The organism is Streptomyces sp. NPDC002787 (assembly GCF_053592095.1).
Window position 1 is genome coordinate 209,350 of the sequence record NZ_JBSFVC010000003.1, and the last position, 13,043, is coordinate 222,392.

8 protein-coding genes are annotated in these 13,043 nt (G+C 68.7%); 6 read left to right on the top strand and 2 right to left on the bottom strand.

Annotated elements, in window-relative coordinates:
- Nucleotides 1-81: 81 nt before the first annotated feature.
- From ACWD26_RS05055 to fxsT, 6 genes are all read left to right on the top strand, one after another.
- Nucleotides 82-1,566, top strand: a complete 1,485-nt coding sequence (locus ACWD26_RS05055; RefSeq protein ID WP_451266297.1) for an aminopeptidase P family protein — start codon at nt 82-84, stop codon at nt 1,564-1,566.
- Nucleotides 1,567-2,476: 910 nt separating this feature from the next.
- On the top strand, nt 2,477-2,674 hold the full coding sequence (gene fxsA, locus ACWD26_RS05060) for an FxSxx-COOH cyclophane-containing RiPP peptide (protein ID WP_451266299.1): 198 nt from the start codon (nt 2,477-2,479) through the stop codon (nt 2,672-2,674).
- Between the two features lie 22 nt (nt 2,675-2,696).
- A complete protein-coding gene (locus ACWD26_RS05065) occupies nt 2,697-5,099 on the top strand; it encodes an FxsB family cyclophane-forming radical SAM/SPASM peptide maturase (protein ID WP_451266301.1) in 2,403 nt (800 codons plus the stop codon).
- A 148-nt stretch (nt 5,100-5,247) separates the two neighbouring features.
- Nucleotides 5,248-5,559 (top strand): hypothetical protein, encoded by a 312-nt coding sequence (locus ACWD26_RS05070; RefSeq protein WP_451266303.1) that lies wholly within the window; start codon nt 5,248-5,250, stop codon nt 5,557-5,559.
- A 125-nt stretch (nt 5,560-5,684) separates the two neighbouring features.
- Entirely contained in the window at nt 5,685-6,932 is a 1,248-nt protein-coding gene (locus ACWD26_RS05075) for a TIR-like protein FxsC (protein WP_451266305.1), read from the top strand.
- 102 nt (nt 6,933-7,034) lie between these two features.
- Nucleotides 7,035-11,015 (top strand): FxSxx-COOH system tetratricopeptide repeat protein, encoded by a 3,981-nt coding sequence (fxsT, locus tag ACWD26_RS05080; RefSeq protein WP_451266307.1) that lies wholly within the window; start codon nt 7,035-7,037, stop codon nt 11,013-11,015.
- 36 nt (nt 11,016-11,051) lie between these two features.
- On the opposite strand, the gene ACWD26_RS05085 is transcribed toward fxsT, so the two are convergent.
- Complete coding sequence (locus ACWD26_RS05085) at nt 11,052-11,915, bottom strand: alpha/beta fold hydrolase (protein WP_451266644.1); 864 nt, start codon at nt 11,913-11,915, stop codon at nt 11,052-11,054.
- 673 nt (nt 11,916-12,588) lie between these two features.
- Complete coding sequence (locus ACWD26_RS05090) at nt 12,589-13,035, bottom strand: ATP-binding protein (RefSeq protein WP_451266309.1); 447 nt, start codon at nt 13,033-13,035, stop codon at nt 12,589-12,591.
- Nucleotides 13,036-13,043 lie beyond the last annotated feature (8 nt).

Below are 13,043 nucleotides of genomic sequence, written 5' to 3' on the forward strand. Positions count from 1 at the left end.
AGCGGTGAAAGGCGCTTCGGCACCTGGGCGCTCTTGGGCACGACCGTACGATGGGCGGGGTCCAGTGCCGTACCTAGGAGGATGACCGTGGCGGACGAGCTCGAACCGGCGATCCCGGAGACCGAGGCGACCGAAGCCGAGGAGCCGATCAAGCAGCGCAAGAACGGCCTGTACCCGGGCGTGTCCGACGAGCTGGCCGAGAACATGAAGTCGGGCTGGGCCGACACCGAGCTGCACGGCCTGGAGCCGATCCCCCAGGCCGCCGAGACCGCCGCCCGCCGCGCCGCGCTCTCCGCGCGCTTCCCGGGCGAGCGCCTGGTGATCCCCTCGGGCAACCTGAAGACCCGCTCGAACGACACCGAGTACCCCTTCCGGGCATCGGTCGAGTACGCGTACCTCACCGGCAACCAGACCGAGGACGGGGTCCTGGTCCTGGAGCCCTCGGGCCAGGGCCACGACGCGACGATCTACCTGCTGCCGCGCTCCGACCGGGAGAACGGCGAGTTCTGGCTCTCCGGCCAGGGCGAGCTGTGGGTCGGCCGCCGGCACTCGCTGACCGAGTCGGAGAAGCTGTACGGCATCCCGGCCGCCGATGTGCGCGAACTCGCCGACAAGCTGCGCGAGGCCACCGGCCCGGTCCGGGTCGTACGCGGGTACGACGCCGGCATCGAGGCGGCGCTCACCGACAAGGTCACCGCCGAGCGCGACGAGGAGCTGCGAGGCTTCCTCTCCGAGGCGCGGCTGGTCAAGGACGAGTTCGAGATCGGCGAGTTGCAGAAGGCGGTCGACTCGACCGTGCGCGGCTTCGAGGACGTCGTCCGCGTGCTGGACAAGGCCGAGGCCACCTCGGAGCGCTATATCGAGGGAACGTTCTTCCTTCGGGCCCGGGTCGAGGGCAACGACGTCGGCTACGGCTCCATCTGCGCCGCCGGCCCGCACGCGACCACGCTGCACTGGGTCCGCAACGACGGCCCGGTCCGCTCCGGCGACCTGCTCCTGCTGGACGCGGGCGTGGAGACGCACACGTACTACACCGCCGACGTCACGCGCACGCTGCCGATCAACGGCACGTTCAGCGAGATCCAGAAGAAGATCTACGACGCCGTGTACGACGCCCAGGAGGCCGGTATCGCCGCCGTACGGCCGGGCGGCAAGTACCGCGACTTCCATGACGCCGCGCAGCACGTACTGGCCGAACGGCTGGTCGAGTGGGGGCTCGTCGAGGGCCCGGTGGAGCGGGTCCTGGAGCTGGGCCTCCAGCGCCGGTGGACCCTCCACGGCACCGGGCACATGCTCGGCATGGACGTCCACGACTGCGCCGCCGCGCGGGTCGAGTCGTACGTCGACGGGACGCTGGAGCCGGGGATGGTCCTGACGGTGGAGCCCGGCCTCTACTTCCAGGCCGACGACCTCACCGTCCCGGAGGAGTACCGGGGCATCGGTGTCCGCATCGAGGACGACATCCTGGTGACGGCAGACGGCAACCGCAACCTCAGCGCCGGGTTGCCGCGCCGCTCCGATGAGGTCGAGCTGTGGATGGCCTCGTTGAAGGGTTCGCGGGCCTGAAGACAACGGCCGTACGGCCCTGAAAAGCCCAGGGCGCAGCCCCGGGCTTTTCAGGGGCGCGGGGAACTGCGCGAGCAACCACACACCACCCGCACCCGCACCCGCACCCGCCAGAACGCACGCACCCCCCTGGTTTCCCGTCACGGCGGTGAAGTTAGGGAGGCCGTCCGTCAGGGGGCTGGGGCGCGGCTGTGAGGGGGCTGCGAGTGCCGAGAAGGCCGAAGCGGCTCCGCCCGGCGGCCGGAACCACGGCGGCGGACGGGGCGTCCCTGTCCGCAAGCAGCCGACTCGGGCGTTACGGACGGTCATGAAACCAGAAGGCTTCCCCCGAGTGGCTGAGCCAGGTTGAAGTGGGCTCGAATCCGGTTCAGGCAGGGCTTCGGGAGCACCCACATGCGCGGGCGCGCACGCCTTGGCGCGTGGAAGCGCGACCCTCACCCGGTTCACTCCCTCTGCCTCGGGAGGCCCAACTACGCTATTTGCAGTATGAGTTGCCGGCACATCGACTCGAATTAGGTAAATACTTGGCAAAAAGCTCCTGGCCCGTCACGCCTGCAAGGATCGTCGGGAAGCGCGAGGTTGAGCGAGGTCCAGTGCGGTGGCCTCGGCTTTGACAGCGCCGAGAGATCTGATCGCTCACCCGGCAGCGTGACCTGTCTCACGTTTATTTGCCAATGGGCCGGTGGGGCACGGCGTGGGGACCAAGCTAGGGGGGCTATGGTCTGCTCGCAATCAGTGGCTCGACTGGGCCTGATGCCCCGCTTGCCGTGTCGGCCACTTCAGCGTTTCCGCGGACTCAGCAGGCTCGTCAGCAGGCAGCCCCAGCCGACCAGTGCTTCAGTAAACCGCAAGGTCTAAGCCACTTTCCGTGCCGACAGGCGCTGAAGGTTGACAGATAGATGAGGTCCGAATGAACGCATCCCTCGACATCGCGGCCGAAGAGCCGGGAAAGCCGACCGCCGTCGGCCCGGAGCGGATTTCCCTGGTGCGCTTGGCTGCTCAGAGTAACGGTGCGTTGTCGCCCGCGCTTACTCGTGCCGTTTCCAACGGTGTCGAGCGGCGGGGGCCGGGCAGGGTCGCTGTCGCGGCCTTCAACTCCTCCGTCTGACCCTAGGACCACCAGCACCCTCATGACACCCATGGGCCGACCACCCCACCCCTTACGCCAATTCGTGCTCAAAATGCACAGCCGCTGCGATCTGGCATGTGACCACTGCTACGTGTTCGAACATGCGGACCAAAGTTGGCGCGGTCGGCCCATCGTGACGTCCAACGACGTCCTCCGGGCCACGGCAGAACGTATCGCCGAACATGCCACGACCCATGGCCTGGACATCGTCCATGTCGTCCTGCACGGTGGTGAACCGCTCCTGGCCGGACGGGCCCGGCTGCGCAGGGCGGCCGAGGAGCTGAGCAACGCGCTCAGCGGTGTCTGCGCCCTGGATCTGCGGATCCACACGAATGCCGTCACCCTCGATGAGCGGTTCCTGGACCTGTTCGCCGAGTTCGACATCAAGGTCGGCGTCTCGTTGGACGGCGACAAAGCCGCGAACGACCTGCATCGCCGCTACGCCAACGGACGCAGCAGCCACGATCGTGTCCTCCGGGGCATTGCCCTTCTCAATCAACCGCGCTACCGCCACCTCTTCGCGGGCATCCTGTGCACGATCGACGTACGCAACGACCCCGTCGCGGTCTACGACGCGCTCGCCGAACTCGCTCCGCCTCGCGTCGACTTCCTGCTGCCCCACGCCACATGGGACGAGCCCCCGCCGCGCCCGGCGGACGACACCGCCGGCACGGCGTACGCGCGCTGGCTGCTGGCGGTCCATGACCGCTGGGTCGCGGACAGCCGCCCCATGGAGGTACGCGTCTTCGACTCAGTGCTGCGCACCCTGCGCGGCGACAGCAGCCTGACCGAGTCGCTGGGGCTGGCTCCGGCCGACCTCGCGGTGATCGAGACCGACGGCACGTTCGAGCAGGCCGACTCGCTGAAGACCGCCTACGACGGCGCTCCCGTCACCGGCATGGATGTCATCGCCAACTCGCTCGACGAGGTGGCCGCGCATCCAGGTCTCGTGGCTCGGCAGCAGGGACTCGAAGGGCTGTCCGAGCAGTGCAGGGCCTGTCCGGTCGTACGCTCCTGCGGCGGTGGCCTCTACGCCCACAGGTACAAGACCGGCAGCGGGTTCCTGAACCCGTCCGTGTACTGCTCCGACCTGCTGCGCCTCATCACCGACATCCGGGACCGTCACATGTCCGACCAGTCCGACCAGCCCGCGCTCGCCGACCACCACCTCGCGGAACTCGCCGTCGGCCTCGGCTCCACCGTCACCACGGACCTGCTGGCTCGCCATCAACTCGCCCTAGGGCGCGAACTGTTGGGCCTCGTCTGGCACGAGACACCACACACCCCTCTGGGTGAGGCCGCCTGGGAGACACTGACTGTCCTCGACAGCGCGGCGCCGGAGTTCGTGGACCGGGTCCTGTCCCATCCCTACGTACGGCCGTGGGCTCTGCGATCCCTGCAAGGCGATGCGGAGGCGGCCGAGACCGCCATGCGCGGTATGGCGGAGATCGCCGCGGCAGCGGCGCTGCGCGCCGGTCATGAGGAGGCGGTCGTCGTCCCCGTGCACGACGGGTTGCTGCGGCTGCCGACGCTCGGCGCACTCACGGTGGGAGACGCCTGTGAGCGGGCCGAGGTGCGCACGGATGACGACGGCTTCGCGGTCCGCGCGGGCGGGGAGACGTACAGGCTGTCCTGGAAGGGCGCCAAAAACCCGGCCTGGCAGGGGGCCCGACGGTTCGAGCTGGACGGCTGGGCCGTCGCCCTGGAGGACACCGACCCCTGGCGGGACTGCCATGGACACCCGGCGCACCCCCGGCTCACCGAGGGGGAGGCCGAGGCATGGCGGGCCGACCTGGCCGCTGCGTGGTCGTGGATCCGCCGCGAGCTGCCGCAGTATGCCCCCGGAATCGCGGCCGGGCTCCGCTTGGTCACGCCTCTCACTCCCGCTCCCGAGGGCACCGACATCAGCTCGGCCGCCCGAGACGCCTTCGGGGCGGTCGCCATCGCCCGGCCGGCCACTGCCGAGGCCCTCGCGCTGTTGCTCGTCCACGAGTTCCAGCACGTCAAGCTCGGGGCTGTGCTCGACCTGACAGATCTTTACGACCCGTCCTGCGAGCGACTGTTCTATGCGCCATGGCGTCCTGACCCACGCCCTCTTGAGGGATTGCTGCAGGGCACGTACGCGCATCTCGCGGTCATCGACTTCTGGTTCGCCCGCCGCCGGTCTGCCGTCGGCGACGACGCCCGCGCCGCCGAGGTCCAGTTCTCGCGCTGGCGGGACCAGACAGCGGATGCGGTGGAGACCCTGGCGGCGTCAGGTGCGTTGACGCCGGCCGGGGAGCGGTTCGTGGCGGGGATGCGGGAGACCGTGCGGGGGACGATGGCAGCCGACGTCGGAGCGGATGCTCTCGGAGAAGCCAGACGCGTGGCTGAGGAGCACCGATTGGCCTGGCAGATGCGCTGACGCCGTGCAGACCTCAGCCCCCGTCCCGGGGGCTGAGGTCTGCACGCAACCGGCACACGGAAGACCTCTCGACACCTAAGTCGAGTGGGCGCCTCCTGGGAGCGCGCTTCGAAGCAGGATCGAGTCGGATTACGCCCTGCTGGACGACGTGGTTGTCATCCTCGACGCGTTGGCGGCCGTCTCGGCGACGAAGGCCGCCCTAACCGAACTGGACAAGTTGCTCAGCCGTATCAAGCAGGCCGAGCAGCGCTTCCTCGACATCCCCTTCGGGATCGTTGCGGCCGCCATGGAGGCGTATCAGGAAACCGTGCTGCCCGACGGCTATGCACGGAAGCTGGCTGCGGAGGAGACAGCGGAGGTGATCCTCGGCCCGTGCCGTCAGCAGGGCTCCGCGATCGAAGTCGTGCGCGCCGCGATCGTCACCGTTCAACGGGACATCGAGCGGCGTACCAAGCGCTGATCGTTCGGCACCGTACGGCCTCACCGGGCGAACATGACGCCGAGTCGGGTGTGTTCGTCCTGTTCCGAACAGGACTTGTGCCTTCCTACACTAGGGGCCCAGTCACGCAGCGTCGGGGGGCATACGTGCAAGGAGCCAGTCTGGGCAGAGAAGGGAGCAGTCCGTACTTCTTCCTCAGCTACGCGCACACGCCGAATCACGATTCGAGCGGCGCCGACCCCATCGTGTGGGTGAAGAAGCTGTTCGACGGGCTGTGCGAGCACATCATGGAGCTGACCGACCTGCCCAAGGGGGCCAAGGTCGGTTTTCTGGACCAGGGGATACAGGTCGGCACCCGGTGGACCGACGAACTGTCGGTGAACCTCGCACGCTGCAAGGTGTTCGTACCGTTGTACTCACCTCGCTATTTCCGCAGCGCGCAGTGCGGCCGGGAGTGGTGGGCCTTCTCCCAGCGCCAGGTGAACCATCGGGCCCGCGGCGGCGTGGCCCGGGAGAGCGCGATCATCCCGGCGTTATGGGTGCCCGTGGAGCCCGCTCAAATGCCCCAGGTGGCAAGGGACCTGCAGTTCAACCACGCCACCTTCGGGCAGGACTACGCGGACGAGGGCCTCTACGGGCTGACGAAACTGCGCTACCTCCGTGACGAGTACGAACGCGCCGTCTACCGGCTGGCCAAGCAGATCGTGCGGGTGGCCAACGAGGCAGCGCTGGAGGAGGGCAGGTACTCCAAGGACTACGAGTCGTTGCCGACCGCGTTCGGATCGGCGGAGCATCCAGCGGAGTTCGACATATCGGTGCTCGCCTGCACCCGGTCGGACCTGCCACAGGGCCGCAAGCCGGACTACTACGGGGACCGGCCGCACGACTGGAACCCCTACCACCCCGAGTCCACCCTGCCGCTCGGCGACCACGCGGCCGACCTCGTGCGCACCATGGACTACAAGGTGAACGTCGGAGCCCTCGACGACAACACCCGTATGCTCCGCCAGGAGAAGCCCCAGGCGCCCGGACTGATGCTGCTCGACCGGTGGGCGCTGGAATCCACCAAGGGCAAGGAACTCATGGGCAAGCTGTGTGGGGAGCACCGCCCGTGGGTCAGCGTCATGATCCCGCGGCACCGGAACGACATCGTGCCCGCCGAGAAGGAGCAGGAGCTCGAAGAGCGCACGTACCGGACGCTGATCCCGCGGATGGCGGACGGCGCCGGTCACTGCGCGGCCAACGGCAGCATCCGCGACCTAGACGCCTTCGGCAATGAGTTGCAGCGGGCCGTCGCCTCGGCCGTCTTCTACTACTGGGAACACGTCGAGACCTATCCACCGGAGGGACCACCGATCAAGCCTCCACGGCTGAAGGGGCCCGACCTGGGCTAGCGGAACCCGGGTGAGGGTCCCCGGCAGCACCACCTTGCACGACCACCGAAAGGCGCGCGACGAGCGAGGCCGAAAGAGGCCGACAGGGCGGAAGGCAGAAACATGGCACAAAGCCGCAATGGCACCGTGATCACGTTCTACTCGTACAAGGGTGGTACCGGACGGACCATGGCACTCGCCAATGTGGCGTGGATCCTGGCCGCGAACGGCCATCGTGTGCTGGCCGTCGACTGGGACCTGGAGGCACCGGGCCTGCACAAGTTCTTCCATCCCTTTCTGGATGCCCAGTTACTGCGCGGCACACCGGGGCTGATCAACCTCATAGACGACTACCGCCGTGAGGCCCTGCGCAATCTGCCCGACCGGGCGTCGGACTGGCACCGCAGCTACGCCAGGGTCCGGCCGCACGCCCTCTCCCTCGACTGGGCCTTCCCGGACGGCGGAAGCCTGGACTTCCTGTCCGCCGGGAAGAGGCACCGGGACTATCCCATCGTGGGCAACATGGACTGGGACCGCTTCTACGCGAGCTACGGCGGCGGCCAGTTCTTCGACGCGATGCGCGCCGACATGCAGCGCTACTACGACTTCACCCTGATCGACAGCCGCACCGGTCTCAGCGACCTCGCGGACATCTGCACCGTCCAGATGCCCAACACCCTGGTCGTCTGCTACACCCTCAGCGAACAGAGCATCGAGGGTGCCGCCTCCGTCGCCCAGGACATCAAGGAACTGCACGGTGACAAGGGCATCCGTATCCTGCCCGTCGCCATGCGGATCGACCTCGGTGAGAAGGACAAGCTCGACGCCGGTCGCGCACGCGCCAAAGAACGCTTCTCCGGACTGCCGGCCGGCCTGAACTCCGAACAGCTGGCCGACTACTGGGCATCCACGGAGATCCTGTACCAGCCGTACTACGCCTACGAGGAGATCCTCGCGGCGTTCGGCGATCCGCCGAAGTCCGCCAACTCCATGCTGAGCGCCTGCGAGCGGCTCACCTCGGTCATCACGGAGGAGCGGGTCACCAAGCTGCCGCCGATCAGCGAGGCGAAGCGGGCCCAGTACAAGAGCGCGTACACCCGGCAGCGGCCTGTTCCGCTGTCCCAGCTGACGCTCTACTACGTGTCCGAGGACCGGATGTGGGTGGACTGGTTGGAGTCGGTACTGCGCGGGTCCGGTTTCGAGGTGGTGCCCAAGAACGTGCAGTCGATGCTGACGGCAGAGATCGGTGCCGAAGCCGTGCCCGGCCAGGCGCACCGGGTGCTCGCCGTGCTCTCGCCGAGCTTCGTCGATTCCCGGCGTGCACGGGCGGCATGGGAGGCGGCGGTGCACTCGGGCGGATCGGAGAAGCGGCAGCAACCGGTGGCCATCCGTGTCGACGACGTGCAGCTCAGCCTTCCGTACGCCAGCCGGGGCGTCATCGATCTGAAGGGGCTCGACGAATCGCAGGCGTACAGCGCGCTGCTGACCGGCCTCGATCGCGCGGACGCCGTCTCGACGGTTTCCCCGAGCACTCGCGGCCTGCGCTTTCCCAGCATCGGTAGGCGGATCTCCAACATCCCCACCCGATATCGCTGGTTCACCGGCCGTTCCACCATCCTGGACCGGTTGCGTGAGCAACTGGCCAGCGGTCGCCCAGGACAGCGTCTCCCCCAGGTGCTGCACGGCCTCGGAGGGGTGGGCAAGACGCAGCTCGCCCGCGAATACGCCCACCGCTTCATGGCGGACTACGACGTGGTGTGGTGGGTGGACGCCGAGCAGCCGGAGCTGGTGCCGCCGAAACTGGCCGCGCTCGCCCAGCACCTCGGCGTCGGCGGTGGAGACGACGTCGGGGAGGCGGCTCAGGCCGCCATCCAAGCCCTCAGGAGCGGGGAACAGTACGACCGCTGGCTGTTGATCTTCGACAACGTCGAGGATCTGGACAAGGCGCTGGAGCTGTTCCCGGAGCAGACCGCGCCTGTCGACGACAATGTCTACGGCCATCTCCTGGTCACCACCCGCGCCAGGCCCACCTCGCCCCGGGTCCAGCCACTGCAGGTGGAGGTCTTCACCCGCGAGGAGAGCGTCGAGCACCTGTGCCGCCGGGTGCCCGGGCTGAACGAGGAGAATTCCGGGGACGCTGACCGAGTAGCCGACGCCGTGGGCGACCTGCCGCTGGCCATCGAGGTGGCGGCGGCCTGGCTGGAGGCGACGGCCACGCCGGTCGAGGACTACATCCAGCAGCTGCGCGAGCAGTCCACCCAGGTGCTCTCCGTGAAGGAAGCGGTGGAGGCCGTGGAGTACCCCTCTTCCGTCGGCGCCACCTGGAACATTTCGATCAGGCGTTTGCGCGAGGAATCCCCGGCCGCGGCCCGGCTGCTCGAACTGTGCAGCTTCTTCGCGGCAGAACCGATCTCGATGGGGCTGATCGGAAGCGACGCGATGATCAGCGCACTGCTCCCGTACGACAAGGACCTCCGCGCCCGTTACATGCTCGGCCGGGTCACCCAGGCGCTGAACCGCTTCGCGCTGGCCAAGGTCGACTCGACCGACAACTCGATCCAGGTGCACCGACTGGTGCAGGCGGCGGTGCGCGACAGCATGGCCGCGCAGAAGCACGAGGACACGATCCACGAGGTGCACCGCATCCTCGCCGCGGCCCGGCCGCCCGAGGGCGCCGTGGACGATCCCGCCCAGTGGGCCGGGTACGAGGTGATCTGGCCACATCTGACTCCTTCGAACATCCGGGAGTGCGCGGAGGAGCAGCCACGGCAGCTCATGGTCGACCGCGTCCGCTACCTGTGGAAGCGCGGTGAGCTGCACGCCGCCCGGACCCTGGCCACCCAGCTCGACGAGTTCTGGACCACCGAGTTCCCGGACGCCAACGACGAGCAGATCCTCAACCTCCGCTTCGAGCTGGCCAACGTGCTCCGCTCGCAGGGCCAGCACCAGTCCGCCCGCGACCTGGACGAGAAGACCCTGGCCAGCCAGCGCCAGTTGCTCGGTGAGGGCCACCCCAGCATTCTCATCACCTCCGGAAGCCTCGCCGCCGACCTCAGGGCCCTGGGCCGCTTCAAGGAAGCCCTGCAACTGGACGAGCGGATCTACCGGGGCTTCCGCGAGATATTCGGCGAGGATCACCCACGTACGCTGTCCGCCGCCAACAACCTCGCGATCGACTACCGGCTGGCCGGCAACAGCCAGGCCGCCCGCAGGCTCGACGAGGACACCGTGCGCCGCCGCGCCGCCCTCCTCGGCCCACTGCATCCCTACACCCTGATCACCAAGGGACACCACGCCCGCGACCTGCGCGAACTGGGCGACTACACGGGCTCGATCGAGATCTTGCGCGAGGTGCGCGAGAGCTACAAGCAGGTGCTCAACCCTGACGTGCCGGAGGTGTTGCGCGTCGACAAGAGTCTTGCCGTCTCCCTGCGCAAAGCGGGTCACCTCCCCGAGGCCCTGCGGCTTACCGAGGGCGCCTGGGAGACGTACGCGCGCTACCGCGACCGCTACGGCAGCACCATCCCCGAGGCCTTGGCATGCGGGCTCAACCTCGCTGCGGACTACTTCGCCACGGATCCCGTGAACGGCGCCGGGCGGGCAGTGATCCTGGTCAACGAGATACTGGAGGGCTACAAAAACTCCTTCGGCGCCGAGCATCCGTTCGTCATGTACTGCATGAACAACCTGTCCATCTATCACCGGGCTCTCGGGGAGCCGGAGAAGGCAGCCGAGCTCAGCGAACGGGCCCGCGACGCGCTCGCGACGGACCTCGGGGATGCCCACCCGGCCGTCCTGTGCGCCGGCCTCAACCTCGCGAACGCCCACAGCGACCTGGGCATGAACGACCTGGCCGAGCAGGCGGAGCGACAGGCCTTGGAGGGCCTGCGCCAACGGTTCGGCACGGACCACCCCGACGTGCTGGTCAGCACCGGGAATCTCGCGATGACCCTGCGGGAGTTGGGACGTCAGCAGGAGGCCATACGGCTCCAGGAGGAGGCGGAGGCACAACTGTCCCAGGTGCTGGGCGACGCGCATCCCGTCACCGAGTCGGTGCGCGCCTGGCGGCGGGTGGGCAGGGACCTGGAACCGCAGCAGCTGTGACGCTCAGCCGGCCGCAGCCCCTGCTGACCGCCACGGCTATCTGACGCCCCAGTTCAGCACACGCGTCATCACACGCAGTGCCCCGAAGTGCGCGGCGCCCGGTTCGACCTCGACCCGGGCGCCCGGGATGTTCCGGCCCAGCCATCGGGTGTGCTCCACGGGGGCGAAGATGTCGTCCTCGCCGTGCCAGAGCAACACCGGAGTGGTGATACGGCTCAGGTCGAAACCCCAACCCGTGCTTAACGCCATGACGTCGTCCACCCAGCCGTCCGCCGAACTACGCAGCCCCTCGATGAAATTGCGCTCGAGCATGTCCTGGATCCCGGCGTCCGCGACGATCCACCGGTCGGACTCGGGCAGGCTGCTGGTCATCTCGGCGACCGAACGGGCCGGATCGGCGAGGATCGACAACGAGCGGAGGCCCAGGGTCGCAGTGACTCGGTTCCGGCCGATCGACGCGTTGACGTACTCGCGCACGTTCGACTCGGTCATCCCCTCGAACCAGTCGAGCCCCAGCGCGTCCCGCGGAGCGAGGCTGACCAGCGCGGCCACCCGTGTCGTACGTTCCGGCAGCAGCGCGGCACACGCCAGCGCGTGTGGGGCGCCGCCCGAGCGGCCGACCACCGCGAAGCGGCCGATACCGAGCGCGTCCGCGATGCGCGCCACGTCAGCGGCCACCGCGCTCACCGTGCGGCCCGGCAACCGGTCCGAGTCCCCGTAGCCCGGGCGGTCGAAGGCGATCAGCCGGACGCCCAGGTGGTAGAGCACCCGCTCACGCGGCGCGGGACCGAAGCGGCTGCCGGGAGTGCCGTGCAGCAGGAACACCGGTCGGCCGGTCTGAGGTCCGCTGTCCTGGACCGCCAACCGCCGCCCGTCCGACGTACGCACGATTCCTTGCATCGCCATCCCCTGTCGTCCCGTCCCGCCCATGTGTCCCGCCGATCCCCGCCTCCGCCGGTCGTCAACCACCGCGGCGGGCATGGGCTTCGCACCGCGTTCGGCTTCGGTGGGAGACACCGGGGGAGGCCACGCCCACGAGTGCCGAGGGCACGTGGGCCGACGGTGGCTCGGGGCGGGGTGGTGTGCGGTGGCACGGCCCCGTCATGGGGCAGGCCGTCGCCGTACGGGACGCCGTCCTCGTACGGCATGACGGGGGTGTGGGCGTGAGCTTCGGCGTCGGCGTCGGCGTCGGCGTCGGCGTCGGCGTCGGCGTCGGCGTATGAGATGACTCCGTCGTACGGCATGACGTCGTCGTACGGCATGACGGCGTCGTACGTCGTGGAATCACGCACTGCCGGATCACGAGCCGTGGAGCCACACGCTGTGGCGCCGCGTTCCGCGGAACCGCGCCCTGCCGCATCGCACGGGCCATGACGGCCGTGTTTCGTGACATCGTGCCGGCCGTCGGCTCGATCCCCCTCACCGGCGGATGCCCGTGCTGGTCGCCAACTCCCCCATCCGGCCAGTATGCAGCCGGAGGGCCACCCGGCCCAGACCGCGTGCGGGTCGGGTCAGGACAGGTCGGGGGTGAGGCGTGGCGGGTCCGGGCACGCCGTGGCGGGCCCCGGTGGGGCTACACCGCCACCAAAGGTGCGTCCTCGCGCCACTTCAGAATCTTGTCGAAGCTGACGATCGCGCCGCCCCGGCCCGGTTTGTTGCCGATGTGGACGTGGTCGGCCAGTTCACGGATGAGGCAGAGGCCGCGGCCGTTCTCGTCGTCGGAGTGGGCCGGGCGGACCGGATGGCGGTGGGGGAATCCGGGGCCCGAGTCGGCGACCTCGATACGGCACTTCTCGCCGTCGAGGTAGGCGGTGACCCGGTATGCCTCGGAGGTGCCGCCCGCCGCGATCGCGCCGCCGTGCTCAACGGCGTTCGCACAGGCCTCGCTGAGGGCGATCGAGAGGTCGTAGGAGACGTCCGGGTCGACGCCCGCCGTCTCCATCGTGCCGATCAGCAGCCGCCGGGCGAGCGGAACGCTCGCAGCCTCACGCCGCAAATGGAGTGACCACCAGATGCTCATGCTCCAGC